This is a genomic window from Streptomyces sp. GMY02, assembly GCF_019056675.1.
Lineage (GTDB): Bacteria > Actinomycetota > Actinomycetes > Streptomycetales > Streptomycetaceae > Streptomyces > Streptomyces odonnellii.
Map to the genome: position 1 here is coordinate 8,148,632 of NZ_CP077658.1, position 16,650 is coordinate 8,165,281.

Annotated in this window: 1 protein-coding gene; it reads left to right on the forward strand. The window is 73.6% G+C overall.

Annotation, left to right across the window (positions count from 1 at the left end):
• Positions 1–20 precede the first annotated feature (20 nt).
• Positions 21–16,649: a type I polyketide synthase gene (locus KQY30_RS34590; protein WP_254407469.1), complete on the forward strand. Its 16,629-nt coding sequence runs from the start codon at positions 21–23 to the stop codon at positions 16,647–16,649.
• Position 16,650: the final 1 nt, after the last annotated feature.

Consider the following 16,650-nt stretch of genomic DNA (forward strand, 5'->3'; position numbering starts at 1 on the left):
ACGGAGCGATGGAGCAGACGATGAATGCCCCCACCGAGAACGCCCCTACGGACAACTCCCAGAGCAACAGCGTGGTGGAAGCGCTGCGCGCCGCGATGAAGGAGGCCGAGCGGCTGCGACGGCAGAACAGGATGTTCGTCGCCGCCGCCAGCGAGCCGATCGCCATCGTGGGCATGGCCTGCCGCTTCCCCGGCGATGTCGCCTCGCCCGAAGGGCTCTGGGACCTGGTCGCGTCCGGCACCGACGCCATCTCCGCGTTCCCCGCCGACCGCGGCTGGGACCTGGACGCGCTGCGCGACAGCGGCACCGACGCCCGCGACACCTCGGTCAGCCAGCAGGGCGGCTTCCTCGACTGCGTCGCCGACTTCGACCCCGGCTTCTTCGGTATCTCGCCCCGCGAGGCGGTCACCATGGACCCCCAGCAGCGCCTGCTGCTGGAGACCGCCTGGGAGGCCATCGAACGCTCCGGGATCGACGCCACCCGGCTCCGCTCCACCAGGACCGGCGCGTTCATCGGCACCAACGGGCAGGACTACGCGTATCTCCTGGTCAGGTCGCTGGACGACGCGACCGGCGATGTCGGCACCGGGATCGCCGCCAGCGCCGCGTCGGGGCGTCTCTCGTACACGTTCGGCCTGGAGGGACCCGCGATCACGGTCGACACGGCGTGCTCGTCCTCGCTGGTCGCCCTCCATCTCGCCGTACAGTCGCTGCGCAACGGCGAGTGCGGGCTCGCGCTCGCCGGCGGCGTCAATGTGATGTCCACCCCCGGCTCGCTGGTCGAGTTCAGCAGGCAGGGCGGCCTCGCGCGGGACGGCCGGTGCAAGGCGTTCTCCGACGCGGCCGACGGCACCGGATGGTCCGAGGGCGCCGGGATCCTGATGCTGGAGCGGCTCTCCGACGCGCAGCGCAACGGGCATCCCGTCCTCGCGGTGGTACGCGGCTCCGCCGTCAACCAGGACGGCGCCTCCAACGGCTTCACCGCGCCCAACGGCCCCTCGCAGCAGCGCGTCATCCGGCAGGCCCTGGCCAACGCGGGTCTCACCCCCGCCGAGGTGGACGCGGTCGAGGCGCACGGCACCGGCACCCCGCTGGGCGACCCCATCGAGGCACAGAGCCTGCTCGCCGGGTACGGCCAGGACCGCGAGCAGCCGCTGTTCCTCGGCTCGGTCAAGTCCAACATCGGGCACACCCAGGCGGCCTCGGGTGTCGCGGGCGTCATCAAGATGGTCATGGCGATGCGGCACGGAGTGCTGCCGCGGACCCTGCACGCCGAGCAGCCGTCCTCGCACGTCGACTGGTCGGCGGGCAAGGTCGAGCTGCTCACCGAGGCCCGCGCCTGGCCGGACGCCGGCAGGCCGCGCCGTACGGGTGTCTCCTCGTTCGGGGTCAGCGGCACCAACGCGCATGTGATCATCGAGCAGGCTCCGGAGACCCCTGCCCCGGAGGCGACCGCCACCACTCAGGCGCGGGCGCTGCCCTGGGTGATCTCGGGCCGGACTCCGGAGGCGCTGCGCGAGCAGGCGGCCCGTCTGCTCGACCGGCTGGAGCGCGAACCCGGACTGCGCCCCGCCGATGTGGCGCTCTCCCTGGCCACCACCAGAGCGAGCCTGGAACACCGGCTCGCCGTGATCGCGGACGAGGACGGCGCCGCCGGGCGGGCCGCTCTGGCGGCCTGGACCGAGCACGGCACGGCACCCGGGACCGTCGAGGGCACGGTCGTGGGCCGTACTCCCTGCGCGGTGCTGTTCTCGGGTCAGGGCTCGCAGCGGCTGGGCATGGGCCGGGAGCTGTACGGGCGGTTCCCGGTGTTCGCCGAGGCCTTCGATTCCGTACTGGCCCTGCTGGACGGGGAGTTGGGGTGCTCGCTGCGGGAGGTCGTCTGGGGTGAGGACGCGGACCGGCTGAACGGGACGGGCTTCACTCAGCCGGCGCTCTTCGCGGTGGAGGTGGCGCTGTTCCGGCTGGTGGAGTCATGGGGTGTGACTCCGGACTTTGTGGCGGGTCATTCGATCGGTGAGATCGCGGCGGCTCATGTCGCGGGCGTGTTCTCGCTGGCGGACGCCTGCCGGCTGGTGGCGGCGCGCGCCTCGCTGATGCAGGCGCTGCCGGCCGGCGGCGCGATGATCGCCGTACGCGCGACCGAGGACGAGATCCGGCCGCTGCTGTCCGGGCGGGTGTCGATCGCCGCGGTCAACGGACCGTCCTCGGTGGTGATTTCGGGCGACGAGGACGCGGCGCTGGAGGTGGCGGCCGAGCTGGAGGCGCTGGGCCGCAAGACCAGCCGGCTGCGGGTCTCGCACGCCTTCCACTCGCCGCTGATGGATCCGATGCTGGACGGCTTCCGGGCGGTGACGGAAGGACTGTCCTACGCCGAGCCGTCGATTCCGGTGATCTCGAATGTGAGCGGTGCTCTCGCATCGGCCGGGGAGCTGTCCTCGCCGGAGTATTGGGTACGGCATGTCCGGGAGGCTGTCCGGTTCGCGGACGGTGTACGGGTGCTGGGGGAGCGGGGCGTACGGACGTTCCTGGAGCTGGGCCCCGACGGCGTGCTCTCGGCACTGGCCCAGGAGTCGGCACCGGGCGGCTCGGTGACCGTACCGCTGCTCCGGAAGGACCGCCCCGAGGAGGCCTCGGCCGTCACCGCGCTGGCCCAACTCCATGTGCGCGGTACGGGTGTCGAGTGGCCGGCCTTCTTCGCGGGCACCGGCGCCCGCCCGGTGGACCTTCCCACGTACGCTTTCCAGCACGAGCGGTTCTGGCCCAAGACGACCCACCGGCCCGCGGACGCCGCCGGTCTCGGCCTGACGTCCGCCGACCACCCGCTGCTCGGCGCCGCCATGTCGGTCGCGGGCTCCGACGAACTGCTGCTCACCGGAACGCTGTCCCTGGCCACCCACCCCTGGCTGGCCGGCCATGTCGTGGGCGGCATGGTGTTCTTCCCCGGCACCGGATTCCTCGAACTCGCGATCCGCGCCGCCGACCAGGCCGGCTGCGACCGCGTCGACGATCTGATGCTGGCCGCCCCGCTCATCCTGCCCCGTACCGGCGCGGTCCACGTGCAGATCGCCGTCGGCGGAGCGGACGACGACGGCCGCCGTGAGCTGCGCTTCTACTCCCGCGCCGCCGACGCGCCTGACGACGAGTGGACCCTGCACGCTTCGGGCCGCATCGGCAGCGGCGAGCACGTACTCGGCTTCGACACCACCGTATGGCCGCCCAAGGGCGCGACCGTCGTCGATGTCGAGGGGCTCTACGACCGGTACGCGGGCAACGGCCTCGAATACGGGCCCGCCTTCCGCGGACTCCGTGCCGTCTGGCGCCGTGGCGAGGAGATCTTCGCCGAGGTCGCGCTGGACCGCGAGGTCGAGGACGCCGACGCGTACGGGGTGCACCCCGCGCTCCTTGACTCCGTCCTGCACAGTACGGTCTTCGCCAGTGCGGACGGCGACGACAGAAGCCTGCTGCCCTTCGCCTGGAACGGTGTCTCCCTGCACGCCTCGGGCGCTTCGACCCTGCGGGTACGCGTCACCAGCGAGGGCCGGGACGCGGTACGGATCGCCGCCGTCGACATCCAGGGCGAGCCGGTCGTCTCGGTGGAGTCGCTGGCCCTCAGGGCCGCCGCTCCGCCGTCCGCGGTCGACACCCGCCGCGAAGCGGTGAACTCGCTGTTCCGGGTCGACTGGGTCCCGGCGGCCTCCGACGGCCCGGCCGCGGACAGCGAGTGGGTGGTGCTCGGCACCGATGAACTGGGCCTGACCGGAGCGCTCGCCTCGGTCGGCGCCGCCCGGCTGCGCGCCCCCGCGCGTACCCTCGCCGACCTCCTGGAACGCACCGGTCCGTCCGGCCCCGACGACGAGGGCGTGCCGGACTCCGTGCTCGTACCGCTCACGGGCGACCCCGCGCGCAGCGCCGAGTCCTCCCATGAACTCGCCCGGCACGTACTGGAGTTGATCCAGGAGTGGCTCGCCGAGGAGCGGTTCGCCAACTCCCGGCTGGTCTTTGTCACCCGGGGCGCGGTCGAGGACCCTGCCCACGGGGTCACCGATACGGCCGCCGCCTCGGTGTGGGGTCTGGTCCGCTCGGCGCAGGCGGAGAACCCGGGCCGGTTCCTGCTGGTGGATCTCGACGCGGACGATTCGGCGGACCCGGCCGCCGCCCTGCCGCACCTGCCCGGCCTCGCCGCCTCCGACGAGCCGCAGGCCGTGGTGCGCTCGGGCGCCCTGCGCGTCGGCCGTCTCGCGCGCCTGGAGTCCGGTACGGGCCTGATGCCGCCGGCCGGAGTGCCCTGGCGGCTCGGCAGCCGGGCCAAGGGCAGTCTGGACGGTCTGGCCCTGGACCCCTTCCCCGAGGTGCTCGATCGGCTGACCGGCCGCGAGGTGCGGATCGAGGTCCGTGCGGCCGGAGTGAATTTCCGCGATGTCCTCAACGCCCTGGGCATGTACCCCGGCGACGCCGGGCTGTTCGGCTCCGAGGCGGCAGGCGTGGTGGTCGAGACGGGGCCCGAGGCGTCCCTGCTCCGGGTCGGCGACCGGGTCACCGGCATGCTCTTCGGCGGCTTCGGCACCCATGTGGTCGGCGACGAGCGCCGCTTGGTCCCCGTACCCGAGGAGTGGTCGTGGGAGACGGCGGCCTCGATGCCGCTGGTGTTCCTGACGGCCTATCACGCCCTCATCGAGCTGGCCGAGTTGCGCCAGGGCGAAAAGGTCCTGATCCATGCCGGCGCGGGCGGTGTGGGCATGGCCGCCATTCAGATCGCGCGTCATCTGGGTGCTGAGGTGTTCGCGACGGCGAGCGAGGGCAAGTGGGACGTCCTGCGCGGGCTCGGTGTCGCCGAGGATCACATCGCGTCGTCCCGTACCACCGACTTCGAAGCGGCCTTCTCCCAGGTCACCGACGGGGTCGATGTCGTTCTGAACTCGCTGGCCGGTGAGTTCGTGGACGCGTCGCTGCGGCTGATGAGCCCCGGCGGCCGGTTCCTGGAGATGGGCAAGACCGACATCCGCGAGGCAGCCGATCTGCCCGAAAGGGTGAACTACCGGTCGTTCGACCTCGGTTGGGTGGATCCGGCCGGCATCCAGCGGATGCTCCAGGCCCTGATGGGTCTGTTCGACCTGGGTGTGCTGGAGCCGTTGCCGGTGCGGTCGTGGGATGTGCGGCGGGCGCGGGACGCGTTCCGTTTCATGAGTATGGCCCGGCATGTGGGCAAGATCGTGCTGACCATGCCGCGGGTGTGGGATCCGGAGGGTACGGTCCTGATCACCGGCGGCACGGGTGGCCTGGGCGGTCTGCTGGCCCGGCACCTGGTGCGGGAGCGCGGTGTCCGGCATCTGCTGCTGACCAGCCGTCGAGGCCCGGCCGCCGAGGGCGCGGAGCAACTCGCCGCCGAACTGCGGGAGTCGGGCGCCGACGTCGCCGTTGCCGCCTGCGACGCGGCCGACCGGGAAGCACTGGCCGGACTGCTCGCGTCGATCCCCGCCGGCCACCCCCTGACCGCCGTGGTGCATACGGCCGGTGTCCTCGACGACGGTGTCATCGGCTCGCTGACCCCCGAGCGCCTCGACTCCGTACTCCGCCCCAAGGTCGACGCCGCCTGGCACCTTCATGAACTGACCCGCGATCTCGACCTGGCCGCCTTCGTGGTCTATTCGTCCACCGCCGGAGTCATGGGCAGCCCCGGACAGGCCAACTACGCCGGCGGCAACACCTTCCTCGATGCCCTGGCCGCCCACCGGCGCGCCCTCGGCCTGCCTGGTCTCTCGCTGGCCTGGGGCGCCTGGGAACAGGGCGCGGGCATGACCAGCACCCTGGAGGACCACGATGTGCGCCGGGTCAGCGGCTCCGGCATGCCGCTGCTCTCCGTCGAGCAGGGCCTCGCCCTCTTCGACGCCGCCACCCTGAGCGACGAGGCACTGGTGGTGCCGCTCGGAATCGGCAGCGGCTCCATCCCCTCGTCGGCCGGGGTCCCGGCCCTGCTCCGGGGTCTCGTACGGACCGGCCGCCGCGCCGCCAAGAGCGGCGCCGCGAGCGTGTCCCGGGCGGGGCTCGTCGAACGGCTGGCCGCACTGCGCGAGACCGAGCGTCCACGGCTGCTCACCGAACTCGTCCGTACCGAGGCCGCCGTGGTCCTCGCGCACTCCTCGCCCGAGGCCATCGCCGTGGAGCGGGAGTTCCGGCAGCTCGGCTTCGACTCGCTGACGGCCGTCGAACTGCGCAACCGGCTCTCCTCCGCCACCGGCCTGACCCTGCCCGCCACCCTGATCTTCGACTACCCCACCCCCGCCCGCCTCGCCGCCTTCCTGCTCGGCGAACTGGTCGGCGCGGACGACATCGAGGCCGCCGTCACCGCACGCGAGACGGCCGACGACGGCACCACCGCCGGCGATCCCATCGCGATCGTCGGCATGAGCTGCCGCTTCCCTGGCGGGGTCGAGTCCCCCGAAGGCCTCTGGGAGCTGGTCCTTTCCGGCGAGGACGCCATCACAGGCTTCCCCGCCGACCGCGGCTGGCAGGCCGACCCGTCCATCGGCGCCGTCGAGGGCCAGGGCGGATTCCTGCGGGACGTCGCCGACTTCGACGCGGACTTCTTCGGCATCTCCCCGCGCGAAGCCCTCGCGATGGACCCGCAGCAGCGCGTCCTCCTCGAAGTCTCCTGGGAGGCGGCGGAACGCGCCGGAATCGACCCGGCGGCCCTGCGCGGCAGCCGCACCGGTGTCTTCGTCGGAGTCAGCGGCCAGGACTACGCCGGACTCGTCATGCGCTCCAAGGACGACATGGCGGGCCACGCGACCACCGGCCTCGCGGTCAGCGTGGTCTCGGGACGGCTCGCGTACGCGCTCGGCCTCGAAGGCCCGGCGATGTCCGTCGACACAGCCTGCTCTTCGTCCCTCGTCTCCCTCCACCTCGCCTCCCAGGCGCTGCGCGGCGGCGAGTGCTCGCTCGCTCTCGCGGGCGGGGTGACGGTGATGACGACCTCGGCGAACTTCGCGGGCTTCTCCCGGATGGGCGGACTGGCGGGCGACGGCCGGTGCAAGGCGTTCTCCGACTCGGCCGACGGCACCGGCTGGTCGGAGGGCGCGGCGATGCTGGTGCTGGAGCGGCTGTCGGACGCCCGGCGCAACGGACACCAGGTCCTGGCGGTGGTACGCGGCTCCGCCGTCAACCAGGACGGCGCCTCCAACGGTCTCACCGCGCCCAACGGACCCGCTCAGCAGCGGGTCATCCGGCAGGCCCTGGCCAACGCCGGACTCTCGCCCACCGAGGTGGACGCGGTCGAGGCGCACGGCACCGGCACCCCGCTCGGCGACCCGATCGAGGCGCAGGCGCTGCTCGCCACGTACGGCCAGGACCGCGACGCGGACCGGCCGCTGCTGCTGGGCTCGGTGAAGTCCAACATCGGCCACACCCAGGCCGCCGCCGGCGCCGCGGGGCTGGTCAAGATGGTGATGGCGCTCCGCCACGGCACCCTGCCGCGTACGCTCCACCTCACCGAGCCGTCCACCCACGTCGACTGGTCGGCCGGCGCCGTCGAGCTGCTGGCCGACACGACCGCCTGGCCGGAGACCGGCCGCGCCCGGCGTGCCGGAGTCTCGTCCTTCGGTATCAGCGGCACCAACGCCCATGTGGTCCTGGAGCAAGGCCCGACTGAGACCGCGAGCGGTTCCGGTCCGGCCACCGTCGCACGGGACGGGGCGCCGGGCGCCGTGCCCTGGCTCGTGTCGGCCAAGAGCGAAGCGGCGCTGGACGGCCAGATCGCCCGTATCAGGGAATTCGCCGAAGACGGGAGCGGGAACGGACACGGGAACGGGTACGCGCCCGCGCTGCCGGTGGACATCGGTTTCTCGCTGGCCACGAGCCGGTCGCTGTTCGAGCACCGTGCGGTGCTGCTGGCGACGGACGACGGTGTCCCGGAAATCGCCCGGGGCCTCGCGGCCGAGCGGCCGACGGCGGTGCTGTTCTCGGGGCAGGGTTCGCAGCGGCTGGGCATGGGCCGGGAGTTGTACGGGCGGTTCCCGGTGTTCGCGGAGGCGCTGGACTCCGTACTGGTGCTGCTGGACGGGGAGTTGGGGCGTCCGGTACGCGACGTGATCTGGGGCGGGGACGCCGCGCCGCTGAACGAGACGGGGCTTGCTCAGCCCGCGTTGTTCGCGATCGAGGTGGCGCTGTTCCGGTTGGTGGAGTCGTGGGGGGTGCGGCCCGATTTTGTCGCCGGGCATTCGATCGGTGAGATCGCCGCCGCCCATGTGGCCGGGGTGTTCTCGCTGGCGGACGCCTGCCGGCTGGTGGCGGCGCGCGCTTCGTTGATGCAGGCGCTGCCTGCCGGTGGCGCGATGGTCGCGGTCCAGGCGACCGAGGAGGAGGTGGCCCCGTATCTCTCCGGCCATGTGTCCGTCGCGGCTGTGAACGGCCCCTCCTCCGTGGTGCTTTCGGGCGCCGAGGACGCGGTGCTGGAGGCCGCCGCCCAACTGGAGGCACTCGGCCGCAGGACCACCCGTCTCCGGGTCTCGCACGCCTTCCACTCGCCGCTGATGGACCCGATGCTGGACGACTTCCGGGCGGTGGTGGGGACCCTGGCGTTCCAGGAGCCCGCCATCCCGGTGATCTCGAATGTGAGCGGTGCTCTCGCTTCCGTCGACGAGCTGTGCTCGCCCGAGTACTGGGTACGGCATGTCCGTGAGGCGGTCCGGTTCGCGGACGGCATCCGTACGCTCGCCGGCCAGGGCGTCACCGTATTCCTGGAGCTGGGCCCCGACGGGGTGCTGTCCGCGCCGGCCCGGGAGTCCCTGCCCGCCGACGCCGTCGTGGTTCCCGCGCTCCGCAAGGACCGCGGCGAGGAGACCGCGCTCGTCACCGCGCTGGCCCGGCTCCATGTGGCCGGGGCGGCCGTGGACTGGCCGGCCTTCTTCGCGGGCACCGGCGCCCGGCGCGTGGACCTGCCGACATACGCCTTCCAGCGCGAGCGCTTCTGGCCCGAGGTGGCCGTGGCGGCGGAGACCGCGGCCGGTACGGACCCGGTCGACGCGGAGTTCTGGGCGGCCGTCGAACGGGAGGACCTGGAGTCCCTGGCGTCCCGGCTCGACGTGGACGGTGGTTCGCTCGGTGCCGTACTGCCCGCCCTGTCGTCGTGGCGTACCCGGCGCAGGCTCCGCTCGACGGTGGACGCGTGGCGCCACCGGGAGTCCTGGCAGCCGCTGGCCCTCACCGCCTCCCCGGGCGCCCCGCCCGGAACCTGGCTGGTCCTCGCCCCGGCGGCCGGAGCCGCCGACGCCTGGGCGGCCTGGGCGGACACGCTGACCGGCGCACTCGGCAGCGCCGCGGTACGGGTGGACATCGACGGCGCCGACCCCGTCGCTCTGCGGGAGCGGCTCTCCGCCGCGGTCGCGGACATCGAGACCCTCGCCGGTGTGGTGTCCCTGCTCGCCCTGGACGAGTCGTCCGGTACGGCCGGTGTGCCCGCCGGACTGGTCGCCACCGCCACCCTTGTCCAGGCCCTTGCGGACGCCGGAGTGACCGCCCCGCTCTGGGCCGTCACCCGTGGCGCGGTCGCCCCCGTACCCTCCGGGCCGCCGCCCGTACCCGCGCAGGCCGCCGTCTGGGGTCTCGGGCGGGTCGCCGCACTGGAGCATCCGCGCCAGTGGGGCGGGCTCGTCGACCTCCCCGAAGAACTGGACGAGCACGCCGTACGCCGGTTCGTCGCCGTCCTCACCGGCACCACCGGCGAGGACCAGCTCGCGATCCGCGCCTCGGGCGTCTTCGGCCGGCGGATGCTGCCCGCGCCCGCCCCCGACACAGCGGCTGGAAGCGAGGCACGCTGGGAGCCGTCCGGCACCGTCCTGATCACCGGCGGCACCGGCGCGCTCGGCGCGCGGGTCGCCCGCCGGCTGGCCGGCGAGGGCACCCGGCATCTCGTCCTGCTGAGCCGGCGCGGTCTGGCGGCGCCCGGCGCGCCCGAACTGCTCGCGGAGCTGACCGGTCTCGGCGCACAGGTCACCGTCACCGCGTGCGACGCCGCCGACCGGGGCGAGCTGGAGCGGGTGCTCAAGGCCATTCCCGCGGACTGCCCGCTGACCGGAGTGGTGCACACGGCGGGCGTGCTGGACGACGGCGTCCTGGCCGGGCTGACCGCCGAGCGGTTCGAGACGGTCTTCCACGCGAAGGTCGCCTCCGCCCTGCTCCTCGACGAACTGACCCGCGATCTCGGGCTGTCGGCCTTTGTGCTCTTCTCCTCGGTGGCCGGCTCGGTCGGCAACCCCGGCCAGGCCAACTACGCGGCTGCGAACGCGGTGCTCGACGCGCTGGCCGAACGGCGCGCGGCGCTCGGGCTCCCGGCCACCTCGATCGCCTGGGGCGCGTGGGACGGCGCGGGCATGGCGGGCGGCGCGGAGCAATCCGGTACCACCGGTTCCCGGGCACACGACCGCAGGCGGGCGTCCGGCGCGCTCGACCCCGAACTGGCGGTCTCCGCGCTGTTCCGGGTGGTGGCCGAGCCCGAGCCGACCGTCGTCCTCGCCGACCTCGGGCGCCCCGAACTGCTCACCGCCCTGCTGAGCCTGCGTCCCAGCCCGCTCCTGGCCGAACTGCCCGCCGCCCGCAGTGCGCTGACGGTGCTTCAGGAAACCCGGCGGGAGACCGGAACAGCGGCTTCGGAGCTACGGGAGCGCCTTCTCGCGGTCCCGGACGCCTCGGGGGACGAGCGCGCCGCGGTGCTGCTGGACGTCGTCCGTACGCACTGCGCCGCGGTCCTCGGACACACCGGAGCCGAGGCGATCAGGGGCGACAAGGCATTCCGGGACCTCGGCTTCGACTCGCTGACCGCCGTCGAGCTGAGCAACCGGCTCACCGGCGCGACAGGGCTGACGCTCCCCGCCAGCCTGGTCTTCGACTACCCCACCCCGGGCGCCCTCGCCGACCACCTGCTCGCCGAACTGCTCGGCGAGGACGCCCTCGCCGGCGCCGCACCCGTCCGGGCGGACACCCGGTCCGCAGACGACGACCCGATCGTCGTCGTCGGTATGGCCTGCCGCTTCCCGGGCGGGGTGCGCTCGCCCGAGGACCTCTGGCGGCTGCTCGCCGAGGGCCGCGACGGCATCGACGCGTTCCCCACCGACCGCGGCTGGGACCTCGATGTCCTGGCGGGCGACGGCCAGGGCCACAGCGCCACCCGGGTGGGCGGATTCCTGTACGAGGCGGCGGAGTTCGATCCGGGCTTCTTCGGGATCTCGCCGCGCGAGGCGCTCGCCATGGACCCGCAGCAGCGGCTGCTGCTGGAGGTGAGCTGGGAGGCGGTCGAGCGTACCGGCACCGACCCGGCATCGCTGCGCGGCAGCCGTACCGGAGTCTTCGTCGGCACCAACGGTCAGGACTACGCCCATCTCGTCCTCCGGGCGAACGAGGACGTGGAGGGCCACGCGGGTACAGGACTCGCAGCCAGCGTCATCTCCGGCAGGCTGTCCTACGCCTTCGGCTTCGAGGGCCCGGCCGTCACCGTGGACACCGCCTGTTCCTCCTCCCTGGTCGCCCTGCACTGGGCCGCCCAGGCGCTGCGTGGCGGCGAGTGCTCGATGGCGCTGGTCGGCGGGGTCACCGTGATGTCCACCGCGACGAGCTTCGCCGGATTCACCCGGCAGGGCGGCCTCGCGCCCGACGGCCACTGCAAGGCGTTCTCCGACTCGGCCGACGGCACCGGTTGGTCGGAGGGTGTCGGAGTGGTCGTCGTCGAGCGGCTGTCGGACGCGCGGCGCAACGGCCATGAGGTCCTGGCGGTGGTGCGGGGCAGTGCGGTGAATCAGGATGGCGCTTCGAATGGTTTGACGGCGCCGAATGGTCCGTCGCAGCAGCGGGTGATCCGGCAGGCTTTGGCCAGTGGTGGTCTGTCGCCGGCGGATGTGGATGCGGTGGAGGCGCACGGTACGGGTACGACGCTGGGTGACCCGATCGAGGCACAGGCGCTGCTCGCGACCTACGGGCGCGACCGGGACCCGGAGCGCCCCCTGCTGCTCGGCTCGGTGAAGTCGAACATCGGGCACACCCAGGCGGCGGCAGGGGTCGCGGGTGTGATGAAGATGATCCTCGCGCTCCGGCACGGCGAACTGCCGAAGACCCTTCATGTGACCGAGCCCTCGACCCGGGTGAACTGGGCTTCCGGCGCGGTGGAGTTGCTCACCGAGCAGACCGTGTGGCCGGACGCCGGCCGCCCGAGGCGCGCGGCTGTGTCGTCCTTCGGGATCAGCGGCACCAACGCCCATGTGGTGCTGGAGCAGGCCCCGACGGAGCAGGCCCCGACGGAGCAGGCCCCGACGGAGCAGGCCCCGACGGAGCAGGCCCCGACGCAGAGCGCGGGCACCGCCCCGGCCAATGGGATTCCCGCCCGGGCCGACGGAACCCTCGCCCCGGCCCAAGGGACTTCCGTCCCGGCCGTGGTGCCCTGGCCGGTCTCCGCCAGGAGCGAGACCGCGCTGGACGGACAGATCGAGCGGCTGCGATCCTTCGCGGCCGAACACCCCGGACTCTCCCCGGCCGACATCGCACACTCGCTCGCCACGACCCGCTCGCTGTTCGAGCACCGGGCGGTGCTGCTGGCGACCGGGCAGGGCCTGCCGGAGATCGCCAGGGGAGAGGCGGCCGGGCAGTCCCTGGCGATGCTCTTCTCCGGTCAGGGCTCCCAACGGCTCGGCATGGGGAGGGAGTTGTACGACCGGTTCCCGGTCTTCGCGGACGCCCTCGACTCCGTACTGGCCCATCTCGACGCCGAGTCCGCAGGCCGGGACCGCCCGCTGCGCGAGGTGATCTGGGGAGACGACGCCGGGGCACTGAACCGGACCGCCGTCACCCAGCCCGCCCTCTTCGCCATCGAGGTGGCGCTCTTCCGGCTGGTCCGGTCCTGGGGAATCGCACCGGACTTCGTGGCGGGCCACTCGATCGGTGAGATCGCCGCCGCCCACGCCGCCGGGGTGTTCCCGCTCGCCGACGCCTGCCGGCTGGTCGCGGCCAGGGCCCGGCTGATGGACGCGCTGCCCGAGGGCGGCGCCATGATCGCGGTGCAGGCCGCCGAGGACGAGGTCAGCGGGCTGCTGCTGTCCGAGGACGTGGCGATCGCCGCGGTCAACGGACCGCGCTCGGTGGTGCTCTCGGGCGACGAGGAGCAGGTCGGGAACATCGCCGGATTCCTCGCGGCCGACGGACGCAGGACCTCCCGGCTCACGGTCAGCCACGCCTTCCACTCCCCGCTGATGGACCCGATGCTGGCGGAGTTCCGCGAGATCGCCGAAGGGCTCGGCTACGAGGAGCCCGCGATTCCGGTGATCTCGAATGTGAGCGGTGCTCTCGCGTCGGCGGACGAGCTGTGCTCGCCCGAGTACTGGGTACGCCATGTCCGCGAGACCGTCCGGTTCGCCGACGGTGTACGGACCCTGGCCGAGCGGGGCGTGAAGGTCTTCCTGGAGCTGGGCCCGGACGGTGTGCTCTCCGCCATGGCCCGCGAGTCCGTCCCGGACAGCGCGGTCGTGGTGCCCGTCCTGCGCAAGGACCGGCCGGAGGAGCTGACCGCGGTCACCGCGCTGGCCCAGGCACACGCCCACGGTGCTCAGGCCGACTGGAGTGCGGTCTTCGCGGGGACCGCCACCCGCAGGGTGGAGCTCCCTACGTACGCGTTCCAGCGCGAGCGGTACTGGCCGTCGCTCTCGGCGGCCCCGGGCGATGCCTCGGGCCTCGGCCTCGAATCGGCCCGGCACCCGCTGCTGGGCGCGGCGATGACCGTGGCGGGCTCGGACGAGGTGGTGCTCACGGGACGTCTGTCCGCGCGGACGCATCCCTGGCTGACGGGCCGTCCGGTGCCCGGAGGCGCGGTGCTTCCCGAGGCCGCCTTCGTCGAACTGGCCGTACGGGCCGGGGACGAGACCGGCTGTGACGCGGTCGAGGAACTGACCCTCGCCACCGGGCTCGTCGTGCCCGACGACGGCGCGGTACGGGTGCAGGTGCGAGTGGCCGCCCCCGACCGGACCGGCCGCCGCGTGCTGACCGTGCACGCCCGCCCCGACGGCGCCGACCAGCCGTGGACCCTGCACGCGGCCGGGGTGCTGAGCGCCGCCGGACATCAGGCGCCGGACATGGCGCCGGTCACCGAACTGGGTACGGAGGCCTGGCCGCCGGCCGGGGCCGTGTCCCTGGACCTGCCCCCGGACCTGGACGCGGACGCGGATTCCGGCGCGGCCGGTCTCCGGGCCGCCTGGCTCCAGGACGGCGAGGTCTTCGCCGAAGTCGCGCTCGAAGAAGACGAACAGGCCGTCGCACAGGGGGCGTTCGCGCTGCACCCGGCGCTGCTGACCGCCGCCGTCAACGCGGCGGGACTGCTCCACACCGAGACGACCGAGACGCCCGGGGCCACCGAAGCCAACGGCACCACCGGCACTTCCGACGGCTCGGGCGCCGGTCCGCTCGCCGGAACCGTTCCGGTCGAGTGGCGCGGGCTGACCCTGTACGCGGGCGCCGCCACGGCCCTGCGGGTACGTCTCACCCCGGCCGGCCCCGACACCGTCGAGCTGGCCGCCGTCGACGAGGAGGGCGCGCCGGTGCTCTCGGTGCGCTCGCTGACCCTGCGCCCGGCCTCCGTGACAGGGGTCGCGGCCGGGTCCGCCGAGCCCACGCCGGGTCCGCTGTTCGGACTCGACTGGGTGCCCGCTCCCACCACTTCCGCGCCCACCACTCCCGCACCGGCCACTCCCGCGTCCCCCACCGGCCGGCGCTGGGCGGTCCTGGGAGACACCCTGGCCGCGCCGGACGACATCTCCCTCGTACGGGCGGCGTCGCTGCGCGAACTCCTCGACTCCGGGGAACCGCTGCCCGACCTCGTACTGGCCCCGGCCGTCAGCGATCTGACGGACGATCAGCCGGACCGTCAGGATCAGCGGGCAACCCTGCCCACCCGGGTACGGGCCGTGATGGGGACCGTGCTGGACCTGCTGCGCACCTGGTCGGCCGACCCGCGGACCACCGGATCACGGCTGGTGTTCGTCACCCGGAGCGCGGTCGCCACCGGCACCGGGGACGGTGTCCGGGATCTCGCGGCGGCCCCGGTCTGGGGCCTGGTCCGCTCCGCCCAGTCGGAGAACCCCGGAGCCTTCCTGCTGCTCGATCTGGAGGACCTCCACGACACCACCGCCCTGCGCACCGTCCTGCCCACGCTGCCCTCCCTCCTCGACACCGGGGAGACCCAGGCGGCCGTCCGCGGCGGCGGGATCCAGGTGGCCCGGCTGGCACGGCTCGCCCAGGCACAGACCCGGTCGCCCGGCAGCGGCGTCCGGTCCTGGGACCGCGACGGTACGGTCCTGATCACCGGCGGCACCGGTGGCCTCGGCGCCGAACTCGCCCGCCATCTCGTCACCGGCCACGGCATCAAGCACCTGCTGCTCGTCAGCCGGCGCGGCCCCGACGCCCCCGGAGCCAAGGAACTCCGCGCCGAACTGACCGCCCAGGGTGCCGAAGTGACCGTCGCGGCCTGCGATGTCGCCGAGCGCCCGGCCCTGGACGGGCTGCTCGCCGGCGTACCGGCCGAACACCCGCTGACCGCCGTGGTGCACACCGCCGGTGTGCTGGGCGACGCCACCATCGGCTCGCTGACCCCGGCGCTGGTCGACCGGATACTGCGTCCGAAGGCGGACGCGGCCTGGCATCTGCACGAGGCGACCCGCGATCTCGGCCTGGCCGGGTTCGTCCTCTACTCCTCGGTCGCCGGTATCACCGGAGGCCCCGGCCAGGGCAACTACGCCGCCGCCAACACCTTCCTGGACGCCCTGGCCCTGCACCGCGCCGCCCTCGGACTGCCCGCGGTGTCCCTGGCCTGGGGCCCCTGGGCGCGGACCGGCGGCGGAATGACCAGCGGTCTCAGCGACGCCGACATGGGACGCATGACCCGCTCGGACCTGGCACTGCTCCCGGTGGACACGGGCCTCGCGCTGTTCGACGCCGCGACCGCACGCGACGAGGCGCTGCTCGTACCGGTCCTGATCGCCGAGGGCGCGGGCGCGCGGGCCGGCGGGACCACGGCGGAGATCCCGGCGATCCTGCGCGGACTGCTCCGCAGGCGGCGCCGCACGGCCGCTGCGGGGCGCGGGCGCGCCACCGGTCTCGCCCAGCGCCTGGAAGGGCTGGCCCCGGAAGAGGCGGAAGCCCGGCTGGTCGAGCTGGTACGGGCGGAGACCGCCGCCGTGCTGGGGCACACCGACGCGGACGCGATCCCCGCCGACCGGGACTTCAGCAGGCTGGGCTTCGACTCGCTGATGGCGGTGGAGCTGCGCACCCGGCTGACCGGGGCCACCGGGGTACGGCTCTCCGCCACGCTCGTGTTCGACCATCCCACCCCGGCCGCCGTCGCCCGGCACCTGGCGTCGGAGCTGCTCGGCGACTCCGCGCCGGGCGAGGGCCCGTCGCCGCTGGCCGCGCTCGGCACGCTGGAGGAGGCGCTCGCCGCGGGCACGCTCGACGAGGTCACCAGGAACGGCGTCGCCGGACGGCTGCGGCAGCTCCTCGCGCGATGGGACGCACCGGGCCCGGAGACCGGCGGACTCGTCGTCACGGAACGGATCGAGGCCGCCAGCGCCGAAGAGGTGCTGGCCTTCATCGACAACGAGCTGGGCCGGTCGGCGGAGTTCTGAT

What these genes read in the sequence shown, in the direction of transcription:
- KQY30_RS34590 (WP_254407469.1), top strand. Translation starts at nt 21, where the DNA reads ATGAATGCCCCCACCGAGAACGCCCCTACGGACAACTCCCAGAGCAAC.